Source organism: Shewanella spartinae (genome assembly GCF_019457555.1).
GTDB lineage: Bacteria > Pseudomonadota > Gammaproteobacteria > Enterobacterales > Shewanellaceae > Shewanella > Shewanella loihica.
Map to the genome: position 1 here is coordinate 4,605,082 of NZ_CP080418.1, position 14,735 is coordinate 4,619,816.

General features: G+C 50.4%; 15 protein-coding genes. 2 read left to right on the top strand and 13 right to left on the bottom strand.

Annotated features, from left to right (window positions below; all coding sequences use genetic code 11):
* Positions 1-6: 6 nt before the first annotated feature.
* The 7 genes from K0I31_RS20010 to ubiG all read right to left on the bottom strand — a co-directional run bounded on the left by K0I31_RS20010 (position 7) and on the right by ubiG (position 6,838).
* Positions 7-390, bottom strand: coding sequence for an ATP synthase subunit I (locus K0I31_RS20010; protein ID WP_011867642.1), 384 nt, complete (start codon positions 388-390; stop codon positions 7-9).
* Between the two features lie 225 nt (positions 391-615).
* Positions 616-1,494 carry a ParB/RepB/Spo0J family partition protein gene (locus K0I31_RS20015; protein WP_220043782.1) on the bottom strand — a complete coding sequence of 293 codons (879 nt, stop codon included), beginning with the start codon at positions 1,492-1,494 and terminating at the stop codon, positions 616-618.
* A gap of 10 nt (positions 1,495-1,504) precedes the next feature.
* Complete coding sequence (locus K0I31_RS20020; RefSeq protein ID WP_011867644.1) at positions 1,505-2,293, bottom strand: ParA family protein; 789 nt, start codon at positions 2,291-2,293, stop codon at positions 1,505-1,507.
* Between the two features lie 96 nt (positions 2,294-2,389).
* Positions 2,390-3,013, bottom strand: coding sequence for a 16S rRNA (guanine(527)-N(7))-methyltransferase RsmG (gene rsmG, locus K0I31_RS20025; protein ID WP_220079506.1), 624 nt, complete (start codon positions 3,011-3,013; stop codon positions 2,390-2,392).
* 102 nt (positions 3,014-3,115) lie between these two features.
* Positions 3,116-5,005, bottom strand: coding sequence for a tRNA uridine-5-carboxymethylaminomethyl(34) synthesis enzyme MnmG (gene mnmG / locus K0I31_RS20030; RefSeq protein WP_220079507.1), 1,890 nt, complete (start codon positions 5,003-5,005; stop codon positions 3,116-3,118).
* A 479-nt stretch (positions 5,006-5,484) separates the two neighbouring features.
* Positions 5,485-5,925 carry an FMN-binding protein MioC gene (mioC, locus tag K0I31_RS20035; protein WP_220079508.1) on the bottom strand — a complete coding sequence of 147 codons (441 nt, stop codon included), beginning with the start codon at positions 5,923-5,925 and terminating at the stop codon, positions 5,485-5,487.
* Positions 5,926-6,055: 130 nt separating this feature from the next.
* Positions 6,056-6,838: a bifunctional 2-polyprenyl-6-hydroxyphenol methylase/3-demethylubiquinol 3-O-methyltransferase UbiG gene (ubiG, locus tag K0I31_RS20040; RefSeq protein ID WP_220079509.1), complete on the bottom strand. Its 783-nt coding sequence runs from the start codon at positions 6,836-6,838 to the stop codon at positions 6,056-6,058.
* Positions 6,839-7,037: 199 nt separating this feature from the next.
* Here ubiG and K0I31_RS20045 point away from each other — a divergent pair, with 199 nt between their 5' ends.
* Positions 7,038-8,006 carry a nucleoside hydrolase gene (locus K0I31_RS20045; RefSeq protein WP_220079510.1) on the top strand — a complete coding sequence of 323 codons (969 nt, stop codon included), beginning with the start codon at positions 7,038-7,040 and terminating at the stop codon, positions 8,004-8,006.
* Positions 8,007-8,043: 37 nt separating this feature from the next.
* Here the strand turns inward: K0I31_RS20045 and K0I31_RS20050 are convergent, their stop codons facing one another.
* On the bottom strand, positions 8,044-8,685 hold the full coding sequence (locus tag K0I31_RS20050; RefSeq protein WP_220079511.1) for a LysE family translocator: 642 nt from the start codon (positions 8,683-8,685) through the stop codon (positions 8,044-8,046).
* Positions 8,686-8,895: 210 nt separating this feature from the next.
* On the opposite strand from K0I31_RS20050, the gene K0I31_RS20055 reads away from it, so the two are divergent.
* Entirely contained in the window at positions 8,896-9,585 is a 690-nt protein-coding gene (locus K0I31_RS20055; protein ID WP_220079512.1) for a sulfotransferase, read from the top strand.
* Between the two features lie 880 nt (positions 9,586-10,465).
* On the opposite strand, the gene mnmE is transcribed toward K0I31_RS20055, so the two are convergent.
* The 5 genes from mnmE to rpmH all read right to left on the bottom strand — a co-directional run bounded on the left by mnmE (position 10,466) and on the right by rpmH (position 14,294).
* Positions 10,466-11,827, bottom strand: a complete 1,362-nt coding sequence (mnmE, locus tag K0I31_RS20060) for a tRNA uridine-5-carboxymethylaminomethyl(34) synthesis GTPase MnmE (RefSeq protein ID WP_220079513.1) — start codon at positions 11,825-11,827, stop codon at positions 10,466-10,468.
* A 104-nt stretch (positions 11,828-11,931) separates the two neighbouring features.
* The gene (yidC, locus tag K0I31_RS20065; protein WP_220079514.1) at positions 11,932-13,560 is read right to left on the bottom strand and encodes a membrane protein insertase YidC; all 1,629 of its coding nucleotides are present in this window, start codon (positions 13,558-13,560) and stop codon (positions 11,932-11,934) included.
* Between the two features lie 3 nt (positions 13,561-13,563).
* Positions 13,564-13,818, bottom strand: a complete 255-nt coding sequence (yidD, locus tag K0I31_RS20070; RefSeq protein ID WP_081953798.1) for a membrane protein insertion efficiency factor YidD — start codon at positions 13,816-13,818, stop codon at positions 13,564-13,566.
* A complete protein-coding gene (gene rnpA, locus K0I31_RS20075) occupies positions 13,785-14,141 on the bottom strand; it encodes a ribonuclease P protein component (RefSeq protein ID WP_220045366.1) in 357 nt (118 codons plus the stop codon). The genes yidD and rnpA overlap by 34 nt, the downstream gene beginning before the upstream one ends.
* A 15-nt stretch (positions 14,142-14,156) precedes the next feature.
* Positions 14,157-14,294 (bottom strand): 50S ribosomal protein L34, encoded by a 138-nt coding sequence (gene rpmH / locus K0I31_RS20080; protein ID WP_011867659.1) that lies wholly within the window; start codon positions 14,292-14,294, stop codon positions 14,157-14,159.
* Positions 14,295-14,735: the final 441 nt, after the last annotated feature.

Consider the following 14,735-nt stretch of genomic DNA (forward strand, 5'->3'; position numbering starts at 1 on the left):
TCCCACTTAACTTTGCTTGAAGTATAAAGGAGCTGTCCAATGCACTATTAGCGCCGATATATAACAAACAAAAAGCGGCATAAAGACCACTTTAAGATTGATAAATACCAGCGAGAACATTGCTATGGTTAACAGCAACTTTACCGCTTCCCCCCAGTAAAAGGTTTTCATTACCTTTCCTGCTGAACTTGCTCCCGTATGGGAAAAAGCGAGGGTCGCGAATACAAAATTAGGGAGTACAGCAATGGCACCACCTGCTAACGCAGACAGTCCGTACTGAGCTCCCCACACGGCGAAAAAGACAATCGAAACACCCCCAGCCACCGCCGCCTGCATCAACACCAATTTATAGGCAGACCACCGGCCACGACGTGCTAAAACCTTGCTCAATTCATCTTCTCCGCATTCTTACTTTTTGTTTCTATGACCGGACGACAAATTATCAGGCCATCTTAGAGGTACAAAAAGCTTGCGAAAGTATACCTTTTCGCACATTCAAAGCAAGTTTAAGGTAAGTAAAAATGGGGACTTTTAACGTGATCTACGCCAAAAGTCTAAAAGTGAAAGATTAACAGATGTCACAAAGTTACATAATATTACGTTAACTTGGGCTAATTAACGGATTTTCTCAATAATACCATCCAATTCAGCCAAATTTTGATAGTTAATTACCATTTTGCCCTTGCCTTTTTTGTTATGGCTAATGGAAACTTTTGCCCCTAATTTTTCAATTAATTGGCTCTCTAGACGGGCGACATCCTGATCTTTTGCGGGTTTATCGACAATTTCAGGTGGATTTAAGGTTTTATTCACTAATCGTTCAGTTTCACGAACAGTTAGTTCTTTGGCAATCACGGTTCTGGCCAGGTTAGTTTGCTCATCACCAGGCAATGCGAGCAGGGCACGGGCATGCCCCATATCGATATCGCCATATTCCAGCATGCGCTTAACAGGCTCTTCTAAGCCATTCAAACGTAGAAGGTTTGATACAGTCGTGCGCGACTTACCCACGGCATCCGCCGTCTGTTGATGGGTCAGATCGAACTCTTTGATCAGGCGCTCCAGCGCGATAGCCTCTTCCATCGCGTTAAGATCTTCACGCTGAATGTTCTCGATTAGGGCAATAACACCGGCGGCCTCATCTGGTACCTGCTTGACGATACAGGGCACCTTGTCGAGTTTAGCCAGTTGCGATGCGCGCCAGCGACGCTCACCGGCGATGATCTCATAGCCCTTATCCGACACCTTACGCACTACGATAGGCTGAATGATCCCCTGGGTCTTGATCGACTCAGCCAGCTCCTCCAGCGCCTCGGGCGACATATCCTTGCGGGGCTGATACTTGCCTGGCTGCAGCAGATCCAGGGCAATCATCTTGAGCTCTTCGTTGTTATTCGGCTCAGCCTCTTGCATCGGGGCCTGTCTTGCCGCCGCATGGCTAGTGCTTAACAGTGCGTCTAATCCTTTGCCTAGACCACGTTTTTTGGGTGTCATCTGTTTTTCCTTAAGCTTGCTCTAACTGAGAATGCTGCTCAGCTCGTCGAATGATCTCGCCAGCCAACGCCAGGTAAGCCTTGGCACCGGCACTGGACTTATCGTAATACATGGCAGGGGCACCAAAACTTGGCGCCTCGGCGAGTCTCACGTTACGCGGGATCACTGTGCGATAAACCTTATCGCCAAAATGCTGTTTTAATTGATCCGACACATCGTTAGCGAGTCGGTTGCGGGGATCGTACATGGTGCGCAGGATCCCTTCGATGGAAAGCCCAGGATTCACCATGGCCGCCAGTTTACTGATGGTGTCCATCAGGGCGGTCAAACCTTCCAGGGCATAATATTCACACTGCATCGGCACTAAGACAGAATCGGCGGCCGACATGGCGTTAACCGTCAGCATGTTCAGAGAAGGCGGGCAATCGATGAAGATAAAATCATAGTAATCTTTGACTGGAGCCAGGGCGTTACGCAGGCGGATCTCCCGGGCGAAGAACTCCATCAGCTTGATCTCGGCCGCGGTCACGTCACCATTGCCGGCGATCAGATCGTATTTACCGGCGGTGTCGCGATAGACCACCTCTTCGACCGACTTTTCTTCGACCAAGAGTTCATAGGCCGTGTTTTCGACGCTGTACTTGTCGACACCACTCCCCATAGTCGCATTACCTTGAGGATCGAGATCGATAAGCAACACTTTTCGCTTAGTGGCCGCCAGAGAGGCCGCTAAGTTCACACAAGTCGTTGTTTTTCCGACGCCACCTTTCTGGTTAGCCACGGCTATCACTTTACCCACAATATCATCCTGTCTATCACGTTGGTCGATTCGATAGTAAAACGCCCTATCAAATTGCTTGAACTGGTTAAATAATGCAACTCTTAACCCAGGGGACTAAGCCGCTTTGACCACCCGCAGCAGGTGGCGCTGTTCGTCGAGACGAGGCACCTTAAGCTCGAAGACGTCGGTCAGCTCGAATCCTTCGGGTATGTTCGCCATCTCTTCATCGCTTAACTGTCCCTTCAAGGCATAAAAACAGCCAGTGGGCTTTGGCAGATGGTGGCACCATTGCAACATGTCCTGAATCGACGCGAAGGCGCGGCTGAGCACGCCATCAAACTTCTCTTCGGGCTGATAGGCTTCGACCCGGCTCTCGACCGAACTAATATTACCTATCGCCAGCTCAAATTGAACCTGTTTTTGAAAACGAATCCGTTTGCCCAGGCTATCGAGCAGCACAAACTCTTTATCTGGATTCATGATGGCCAGGGGGATCCCCGGAAGACCAGGTCCAGTGCCCACATCGATGAAACGCTCACCTACCAGGTGAGGGCTAGCCGCCAGGCTGTCCATGATATGACGGATCAGCATCTGCTCGGGATCCCGTACGGATGTCAAGTTATAGGCCTTGTTCCATTTGGCAAGCATGGCAACAAAATCAAGCAGTTGCTGTTTCTGCTTCGGAGTAGCCGTCATCTGCATGTCGGCAAGATAGCTGTCTAATTGGGCTGCTAACACAGGAGTATCCTCGATAAACAATGGGATATTATGAAGCCGAGTCGCAGGGATGGGAAGTGCTTGACCTCCCATCCCGGTCATCAAAATAGATTTTTTGCTAGTTTAGGCGCTCTTTCTGAGCAAGCCACGCTTCTTCAGGTGAACGAGTAGAATAGAGATTGCCGCCGGCGTGATCCCCGAGATACGCGAGGCCTGGCCTACGGTATCCGGCTTGTGATCGTTAAGCTTGGCGATCACCTCGTTGGAGAGACCTGGCACCTCTTGATAGTCGAGATCCTGTGGCAGGCCGGTCTTTTCATGGCGAATCGCCTTGTCGATCTCATCTTGCTGACGCTGGATGTAACCCGAATATTTCACCTGGATCTGCACCTGTTCGGCGGCGCGTTGATCTTCGATGGCTGGGCCAAATCCCTCAACACTCATTAGCTTAGGGTAATCCAGCTCGGGTCTGCGCAGTAGCTCCTCGAAGGTGGCTTCACGGGTGATAGGCGTGTTGAGATGCGGGTTAAGCGCATCAACCAGCGGCGAGTTAGGGTGGATCCACTGACTACGCAGACGCTGTAACTCGAGCTCGATCGCCTCACGTTTGGCATTGAACTTAGCCCAGCGATCATCATCCACCAGACCTAACTCGCGGCCTTTCTCGGTGAGACGCAGATCGGCATTGTCTTCACGCAGCAGCAGACGGTATTCGGCGCGGCTGGTGAACATGCGGTAGGGTTCTTTGGTACCCAGGGTAGACAGATCGTCGACCAAGACGCCGAGATAAGCCTCGTCACGACGCGGACACCAGGCTTCTTTACCCTGTACCTGCAATGAGGCGTTCATGCCCGCCAACAGGCCTTGGGCACCGGCCTCTTCGTAGCCTGTGGTACCGTTGATTTGCCCTGCGAAGAACAAACCGGAAATTGCCTTGGTTTCTAAAGAGTTTTTCAGATCTCTCGGATCGAAATAGTCGTATTCGATGGCATAACCCGGACGGATGATCTCGGCGTTTTCCATGCCTTGAATCGAACGCACCAGGTTCAGCTGCACATCGAAAGGCAGGCTGGTGGAGATCCCGTTAGGGTAGATCTCGTTGGTGTTCAAGCCTTCGGGCTCGATAAAGATCTGATGCGAGCTCTTGTCGGCGAAGCGATTGATCTTATCTTCGATTGAAGGGCAGTAACGCGGACCTATGCCTTCGATCACCCCTGAATACATGGGGCTTCTGTCTAACCCGCCACGAATGATGTCGTGGGTACGCTCATTGGTGTGGGTAATAAAACAGGAGATCTGCTTAGGATGATCTTTAACGTCACCGATAAAAGACATCACAGGTAAAGGATCGTCACCTTTCTGCTCAGTCATCAGATCGAAGTTAATGGTGTTGGCATCGATACGTGGTGGCGTACCGGTTTTCAGACGGCCAACACGAATCGGTAATTCACGTAAACGATCGGCAAGGGAGATCGATGGCGGATCGCCGGCACGGCCACCGCTGTAATTTTCCAGACCAATATGGATCTTGCCGCTTAAGAAGGTTCCCGCCGTCAGTACGATTGCAGGAGCCTCGAAGGCCAGTCCCATCTGGGTAACGACCCCGATAACACGATCATTCTCGACGATGAGATCGTCTACCGCTTGTTGGAACAGGCGTAAATTAGGTTGGTTTTGCAGGATCTGTTGGATCTTGGCGCGATAGAGGGCGCGATCCGCCTGTGCACGAGTGGCACGTACCGCTGGGCCTTTACTGGAATTTAAGGTGCGAAACTGAATACCGGCATGATCGGTTGCAACGGCCATGGCGCCACCCAGGGCATCGATCTCCTTAACAAGGTGACCCTTACCAATACCACCAATTGCCGGGTTACAGGACATCTGGCCTAAGGTATCGATATTATGGGTTAACAATAATGTCTTGGACCCCATCCTAGCAGATGCTAATGCTGCTTCGGTTCCTGCATGACCACCGCCAACAACAATTACATCAAACCGCTCATGAAAATGCATCAGATTACCTTAAAACCTATATCGAAAATAAAAATGATATTGCCCATAGATCGGACAGAGTTACTCGATGAGTAGCCGAGTATTTTAGCATCTGGAAAGCCATAGGTGAAAGATCAATTTAGGCCTTTCGATCGCCAAAGGATCTGGCTTATAGATCTTAAGATCTTTATATAGATCTTTTATTATGTTTACTATTAGGATCGCGATCTTCTGTGGGTAAGTCTATTTACCATTTAAAATCAATAGATAACGAGAGTTCGATCCTGTGATCTGATCGCGATCCAAATGAATTAAGCTTGTGGGTAGATCCCTTACTTATCCACAATGCAGATCTTAGCTGTCGAGGTGGGTTGAATAATGCAGAGTTAGATCAGATCAAAATAATACCTTATCCACATATTTATCATTTTGGATCGTAATTTGTGGATAAGGTAGATCTAATCTGTGGGTGAGATCAGTGTAAAGAGGGAGGAGGGGATCTAAAGCTTATCTTGCCAGCCGCTCAACCACGCCTGGGCGGGCTCTTCGGGGATGGGATCGTATTGCACATCGATCTGGATCTTATCCACATAGACTTGTGCACCGCAATTTTCCATCGCCTCGATCAGTTTTTCCGGCCCCTGACAAAAGGTGTCGTAACTCGAGTCGCCTATGGCGCATAAGGCGTATTTCGTCCTGCTCAGATCCGGCTTTTTACTGTCGATCTCATCGAAAAATGGCTGCAGATTATCGGGCAGATCGCCTGCGCCATGTGTCGATGAGACGATCAACCACAGGCTCTTGGGATCCAGATCGCTTAGTTCGGCCTTCAGATGTACCTGGGTTTCGTGGCCCTGATCCTCCAGTTGGGCGGCTAACTCGTCGGCGACATACTCGGCGCTTCCCAAGGTGGTGCCGACAATTAGTTCAATTTTTGCCATTATATTTCCTAAATTCAAATAGTTAATCTAGCTAGACAAGCAATGCTGTCAGCAGGCTGATGGCTGCCATCATAAGCCAATTCTTGGCGTTGGTCTTCTCTGCTTGCCTCATTTCGCGAGCAGAAGGGGATTAGGCCTCTAAAAGCCCAGGTATAGGCTTACTGGCGTAGAGCAGATAGTTGACCGCCGAATTGCTGGTGATCTTCCAGCGGCGGGTGAAGGGATTAAAGGCCATGCCCTCGACCCCTTTGGTCGATAATCCATGGGGAGTGAGCATCTCGTCCAGCTCTTGGGGGGTAACGAAGTGGTGCCAGTCGTGGGTGCCTATGGGGAGATAGCGCATGATGTACTCGGCGCCTATTATGCCGATGAGATAGGACCTCAGGGTGCGATTGAGGGTCGCCATCACCAGGAGACCGCCTGGTTTTAACAGGTCACAACAGGTGGCCACCAGCGCCGCCTGATCCTCGACATGTTCGATCACCTCGGTATTTAAGATCACATCATATTGAGGCTGATCCCTCGGAAGATCGCCGGCTAAGCAGTGGCGATACTCTATGGGGATCGACCAGCTGTTAGCGTGGCGGTGTGCCAGAGTGATGTTATGTTCGCTGGCGTCTATGCCCGTTACTCGTGCACCCTGGCTGGCCAAGGGTTCGCACAGCAGGCCGACGCCGCAGCCTATGTCCAATAACGACAGCCCATCGAAGGGGATATCCTGGGTGAGATCGCGATCAAAATGGCTGGCGATCTGATCTTCTATGGCCGTGAGCCGGGTCTGATTGAAACCGAGCACATGCTTAAACTTGCCGTGGGGATCGCGCCACTCCTTGGCCAGCGCGTCGAACTTGGCTATCTCCGTTTGGCTGTCTATCTGGGTCTTGAAGCGGCTCAGTCGGCTTTTGTCTAACATGCTTTAGTTTCTTTAATTAGAGTTTTAATCTGTGGCGATACTGGCGGCTATATCTCTAGGGGTTAACCGCGATCTATCCCTGTATTATAGATGATGCCCCTGGTGATTTTGGTGAGCTAAAAGCTGGATCACGTTAGTTTGGCCGGGGGCAGGCTAAGCTTGTCTCACTTTATACGTCTGCTTAAGGAAGTGAAGTTCAATGGTGCAGAAAATTATTTTAGATACGGATCCAGGCATAGACGATGCAATGGCGATACTGTTTGCTGAGGCACATCCTGGTATCTCGCTCGAGGCGATCACCTGTGTTTATGGCAATGCCACGATAGATAATGCCACGGCCAATGCGCTATTTTTAAAGCAGAAATATGGGCTAAAGACGGATGTGGTTAAGGGCGCCGACAGGCCTCTGGTGAGACCGCCGGTGGGTCCGACGACTATAGTCCATGGCGAGACAGGCTTTGGCGATTTTCATGCGCCTAGTGTCAAAGATCTTCAGGCGGATCCCAGACCCGCCTATCAATATATTATCGATAGCGTGCGGGCACAGCCCGGCGAGATAACCCTGGTGGCAGTCGGGCCGCTGACCAATTTAGCCCTCGCTTTACAGGCGGCGCCGGATATTGTCGATCTGGTGAAAGAGGTGGTGGTGATGGGCGGCGCCTTCGGCGTCAATGGTCACAGGGGCAATGTGACCCCTTATGCCGAGGCCAATATTCATGACGATCCCCATGCGGCAGATCTGGTCTTTACCGCGCGTTGGCCTGTGACCATCATAGGCTTGGATGTAACGCAGCAGAGCTTCTTTACTCGTGAGTATCTCGATGAACTGCGTGAGGCGGCTGGGGAGCCGGGCGAGTTTATCTGGACCATTAGCCGCTTCTATCTCAAGTTTTATTCTCAAAAGCTGGGGCTGGAAGGCTGTCATGTGCACGACCCATCGGCCATTGCCTATGTGATCGATAAGAGCCTGTTTACCCTGAGAGACGGTCCGGTTCGGGTGGTCACCGATGGGCCGGCCGAAGGCTATACCATACAGAAATTTGATGGTCGTCAGTATCCCCACGACGAGTGGCACGATAAACCGTCTCAGCGTATCGGGGTTGCGGTGGAGGACAAGCGATTGCTGGCCCTCTATCGGCAGACTTTAGTGGACTATGGCAAACGTTGATTATGGTAAGAGTGGGCTAATGCCAGCGTGAAGCGCCTTAGCCCACGCTCTGTAGCTGGGAGGCCAGCAGCCAGATGGCCAACAGGAAGAAGATCAGGCCCATGAACTTGTTCTGATTGGTTCTGAACTTCTCGTTGTCGAGTAGATTCTTGCCCAGACTGCCAACCAGGGCCACCAGCAAGAGATTAAAACTCAGCCCCATGATGTTGAGCACTAACCCCAGGGCCAGCATCTGCTCAGTAGAGCTGGCTGTCAGTTGGCTGGAGACAAATTGGGGCAAGAAGAGCACGAAGAAGATCAGTGCCTTAGGGTTTAACAGGTTACTGATCACCGCGCGGCGATAGAGCTGCCTGGCTAATTTTTTCTGCCCGGCGATCTCCGGCGCCTGACTCGGTGTGGCGCGCATACAGTCCCAGCCCATCTTCAGCAGGTAGAGACCACCGGCTATTCTTAATACTTCTAGTGCAATTGGGTTGAGGGCGATTAGCGCCGATACCCCCATCGCCGCCAGCAGGGTCAAGATTAATCCAGAGGTGGCATTGCCGAAGCTGGCATAGATGCCAACCTTCTTGCCATAGCTGAGACTCGAACTGGCGATGAGTAACATGTCGGGCCCGGGGATCAGGAGTAGGGCGATCACTGTGGTTAAATAGAGGGGAAGCAGTGCCAGATCTATCATGGTGTATCTACAAAAATGCCGTCTAGGGTCAAACAAGGCGCGGATTGTACAGGGTTGAAATGAATTTAACAGTGATCTCCTAGTGAAAGCGGCCTCTGTGCTGGCAGCTAGGCTTTACGCTTGTGAATAAACGGCCTAAGGCCTTAAAGTCTGTTTTCCTACCAAGGTATTTTCACTATACTGCTCCTCCAATTGTACCGAGCCATATCTATGTCGTCTCATCAGCCCGCATCGCTTGCAAGACCCACAAGTAAAGTCTTCATCATAGGATTGCCGCGAACCGGCACCACAAGTGTTAGTGTCGCCCTGCTGGAGATGGGACTCAGGGTGGCGCACCAGGCCTTTACCAAACAGGCTGTTATTCTCGCCGATGCCATTTCCGATGCGCCTTGTTTTAGTGATTATCGTCAGCTGCATAGCCTCTATCCGGACGCTAAATTCGTCTATCTCGATAGGCCGTTAGATGCCTGGGTGCCTTCGATGCAGATGCTGCTGAGCCGAATGTTGGTGCATCTTGATAAAGAAAGAGGGCGTTTTCACCCTCTGCTTAAGCGCAGTTTCGGCCATACCTTTGGTATCTATCGCGTGGCCGACCCTATGGATGCTGAGCATCTGAAGACTTGTTATCAAGTGCATAAGCAGCAGGTGTTTGATTATTTTTATCAAGATCAGGGGCTCGCGCAGCAGTTCTTGAGTTTACAACTGGATGATCCCCAGAGTTTGCCGCGCTTAGCCAATTTCATTGGGTTGGATGCTCAAGTCGATAGTTCTCAACTTACTTTTCACCATCTCAATCGGGGGCGCAATGTCGCCAGCTGGGATGAATATAAGCATGAGCTAAAGATAAACAGCAACCTGGCCGGGCCTGAAAATCGCAAGTATTTCAATTATAAAATTTAGATCAGTGATTGCTTAACTAATCGTTTTATAGTTTGGCGCTGCCGGCGTGATTATCCGGGTATAAGTCTACCGACAATCGTTGCTCTGACGATTACATTGCTATCTATAGAGCTTCTCTATCTCTAGTTATTCTCTACTTCTAGCTCTCCTCTACAGAAGGTCTGAATCTGCCTAGTTTCACGTGGAACTCAGCTATCAACGAGCGAGAGTCATCTCTACCGAACATAGGTCGATTGGAACATTGGGAAATCTAGATTTTGTTAAGATTTCAGACTGGCCGAGCTAAGTTTAAGATCAGGCCAATTCAACGTAATGGGGGTTAGGTTCTTAAGCTTATATCAGCTATCACAAGGACAACAAATGAAAGAAGTGGATCACCGGAGTCGCCAGGGTAAATCTGGTCTAAAACCTGGGGAACGATGCGCCGTGCGGGATGCGCGTCAGGTATACGAAAGTCAGTCCAGTGGGAGAGGAGGTTCGCCCGGCGATCCCAAAAGATCTTACCTAAAATTGATGACATGCTTTTGAGTATAACTTTTTGGTTTAGATCCCATCGCGGGATCTAAATTTAGCAGCTCGTAAAACAAGCAAGACTAAAAAATAAATATAATCAACAAATTACATGACAAATTAAGTTATGCACCACTTTTGATCGCAAAGTGAATTACTTGTTGATATCTCTGTTGATTAATTCGATCGCCATCTTGGATGTTTATGCACCAAAATGAGGAAAGATCCCGCTGGGATCTTTCACTTTTTGTTTAAATAATCTTCTCTGGATACGGCAAAGGCCCTAGCCTTAGGCTATCTGTAGAGGGCAGCATAAATGGCTGTTTGAAAAACGCTCATTTATAGTGCAATAAGAGATCAATAACTATGCTTATTTGCCGATACAGAACGAGCCGAAGATCTTGCCGAGGAGATCGTCTGAGGTGAACTTTCCGGTGATCTCCGATAGTGCCAGTTGACACATGCGCAGCTCTTCTGCCAGGAGCTCACCCGCTTGATAGACCTCTAACTGTTCCTGACCCAGTGCCAGATGACTGCTGGCGAGTTCTAATGCCTCTAGGTGGCGACGACGAGCCAGGAAGCCGCCCTCGAGGTTACTTTGATAGCCCATTAGGGACTTAAGGTGCGCCTTGAGTTCATCCACGCCCGAACCTGTCTTGGCAGATAGGCGGAATACCTTGTGGCCCTGTTCGTCGGTGGCGTCTAACGACTCACCGGTCAGATCGGCCTTGTTGCGCACCACGGTCACCCCAAGGTTTTTGGGCAGGCGATCGATAAAGTCTGGCCAGATATCATGGGGATCGACGGCGTCCGTGGTGGTGCCATCCACCATGAAGAGCACCTGATCTGCGGTCTCTATTTCGGCCCAGGCGCGCTCTATTCCTATCTGCTCCACCGTGTCTGTGGTGTCGCGCAGGCCGGCAGTGTCTATGATGTGTAGCGGCATGCCGTCGAGATGGATATGTTCTCGCAGCACGTCTCGGGTGGTGCCGGCGATTTCGGTCACGATAGCCGACTCTTTACCCGCCAGGGCATTGAGCAGGCTGGACTTGCCCGCGTTGGGACGACCGGCGATCACCACCTTCATCCCTTCGCGTATGATGGCGCCTTGCTTGGCGCTGGACTGCACCGAATCGAGCTTGGTGATGATCTTGCCAAGTGAGGCGGCAATCTTACCATCGGAGAGAAAGTCCACCTCCTCGTCGGGAAAGTCTATCGCGGCTTCCACGTAGAGACGCAGGTTGGTGACTTGATCCACCAGCTCGTGGACCTGAGTGGAGAACTCACCCTGTAGTGAGTTGAGTGCGCTCTTGGCCGCCTGTTCGCTGGTGGCATCGATCAGATCGGCAATCGCCTCGGCCTGGGTCAGATCCAGCTTGTCGTTCATGAAGGCCTGCTCGCTGAATTCACCCGGCTTGGCGATACGCACGCCATCGACATCCATGACACGCTTGATCAGCATATCCAGTACTACCTGGCCGCCGTGACCCTGGAGCTCGAGCACATCTTCGCCGGTGAAGGAGTTAGGCCCCTTGAAGTAGAGGGCGATGCCTTGGTCGATCACCGCGCCATTGGCGTCCTTGAAATCACAGTAGTCGGCATAACGAACCTTAGGCAGGTGCCCGAGTACCGCCATGGCTACGTCGCTGGCCTTGTCGCCAGAGACCCTGATGATACCTACGCCGCCGCGGCCTGGTGCGGTTGCTTGTGCCACGATAGTATCTGTCGTCATTACTGTGTTTCCTGAGCTGATGGAGTGAAAGCTGTCTTCATTAAAAAGCAAAAAGCGGTCAATACTGAGTATCCGACCGCTTTTTCATTAGTTGGAGCTAGAGGTTATTTTAACCCTTTTTTCTCCAAACCGGCATAGATGATCTTCTGCTGAGTGATGGCCACCAAGTTACCTACCAACCAGTAAAGCACCAGACCCGCTGGGAACCAGAGGAAGAAGACGGTAAAGATAACCGGCATCCACTGCATCATCTTCTGTTGCATAGGATCCATGGTTGGCGCCATAGGTTGCATCTTCTGCATCAGGAACATAGAGACACCCATCAGCAGCGGCAGTACATAGTATGGATCTTGTACCGATAGGTCGGTGATCCAAAGCATGAATGGCGCGTGACGCAGCTCGTAGCTTTCTAGCAGTACCCAGTAGAGTGCGATGAAGATAGGCATCTGCAGCAAGATAGGCAGACAGCCACCCATAGGGTTCACTTTCTCTTTCTTGTACAGTTCCATCATGGCCTGACCCATCTTCTGACGGTCATCGCCGAAGCGCTCTTTCATGTCCTGCAGCTTAGGTTGCAGGTTGCGCATCTTGGCCATAGAGGTGTATTGCGCCTTAGTCAGCGGATACAACATACCACGTACGGTCAGCGTAATTAGGATAATCGCCACACCCCAGTTACCCACGAATGATTGATAGAACATCAACAACCAGTGGATTGGGATTGCCAGCCACCATAGGAAGCCGTAATCAACTACCAGGTTTAGCGATTCAGAGATGGCCGATAGGGCCTCTTGATCCTTTGGACCCACGTAGAACTGGGCACTGATAGTTTGCTGTGTACCTGGTGCGACATCATAGACGGCACCGCGGAACCCTATATTGGCCAGGCCGCCGGCGCTTACGCTAGAGAAGATGGTGTTTTGATCGTTAGCTGGTGGTACCCAGGCTGACACGAAGTAGTGTTGCAGCATGGCTGCCCAACCACCCAGGGTCTTCTTGTCCAGGTTTTTGTCGGCCATATCTTCGAAGCTGTACTTCTCGTAGCGGGTATCTGCTGTCGAGAAGGCGGCGCCGCGATAGGTCGGCATCATCATGCTGCTTTCGCTTTTCTTGATGCTGTGCTTGATCTGGCCATACATCTGCACCTGTAGCTGCTCGGCTGAGGTGTTGTTGATGCGATATTCAACACCGACGTCGAACTTGCCTCTGTGCAGGGTGAAAACCTTAGTGTAGGTCACGCCATTGTCGGCAACATAGGTCAGTGGGATCTCCAGGGTATCCTGGCCATCGGCTAGGGTATAGGCCTGTGACTGGCTGCTAAAGTGGGCACGGCCCTTAGCGCTGCTGTCGATGCCGTTACGGCCAATCAGACCACTCTGAGAGATGTAGTAAATATCTTTGGTTTGCTGCAGCAGGACGAAAGGTTCTTCCTTGTCTTGCTCAAGCTTATGACCCACCAGCGCAGAGTAGACGATATCGCCACCCACTGGGTTAATTTTCAGGGTCAGTTGGTCTGTCGTGACGCTAATGAGTTCTTTAGAGGCGGCTACTGCTTCTGGAAGAGCAGCGTCGGCATCGGGAACGTCAGCACTGTGCGCATCTGTGACGGTTGAAGCTACAACTGAAGATTCAGTGGCAACCGGTTGCGGATTTTTGTCTGTTTGCCATTGCTGCCACAGCAAAAAGCTGACAAAAAGCAGACCGATGAGCAATATATTGCGTTGAGATTCCATAGCCTATTTATTACACCTGTTATTTTTTGGAGGGACGGGATCTTCACCGCCCGGATGTAAAGGGTGACATTTTAATACGCGTTTCCCTGCAAACCAACTCCCTTTCACAAATCCGTGCAATCGAATCGCTTCGAGCGCGTAATTGGAACATGTGGGGTGAAAACGGCACTTTGGCCCTAGTATAGGGCTGATAAAGATTTGGTAGCCTCGGATCAGCTTAGTGGCTAGCCATTGTAACGGCGACTGAGTTTGCGCCATAACTTCTCTACCAGTTTGTGCAATGCTGCATTATCCATTTCCAATACGCCGTTTCTGACGAGCACGACGATATCGAGCGGCGGTAATTCGTGTTGGTGCAAACGAAAACTGTCGCGGATGATACGTTTAACTCGGTTGCGCTGATTGGCTCGCTTAACATAACGCTTTGCAACAGTTAATCCAATACGAGGATGCTGTAACTCATTAGGGATGGCGAGTAAGGTTATTTCAGCAGAAGAAGCTTTGATGGGATTGGAGAATACAGATTTGAATTGCGCGGGAGTTAACAGACGTAACTCCCGCGTAAAGGTATAGCTGGTCACTTGCATTTCTACTTATTAAGCAGAAAGACGAGCGCGACCTTTTGCACGACGACGTGCGATAACCTTACGGCCACCAACAGTAGCCATACGAGCGCGGAAGCCGTGAGAACGCTTGCGCTTCAGGTTGCTAGGTTGAAAAGTACGTTTACTCATTATGGCAATCCGTCTTTGTTAGGTGAATAAACCTTATCCCTATAAAAGAGGTAAGGGCAAAAAAGAGGCCGAATTGTAATCACTTTAGTTAAGCCCGTCAACAAGCAAAACCCTCAAGTGGGTAAAATCTGCCTCTATATCTTCTTATCAAGTTATCCTTACACACTATCTAGTGTGGATAACTCTGTGAATGGCCACTATATCTTGTGGATCTAGTGATCATTAGCCAGATCGAAGGTCGCCAATTATAGATCGATCTGGATCGCTTAATAAAGCTGAGTTTGCTGCTTTGTCAGATTATTTTGATCGTTAAGGATCGTTTTGGATCTGCGTATATAAATAAAGATGATCTTACTGGGGATAAATCTATTTAAAGGATAGCGATCCTAGTGATCTCGCTATAGAATACACCTCTTTTGTATGATCTTTTGGGGATAAGTA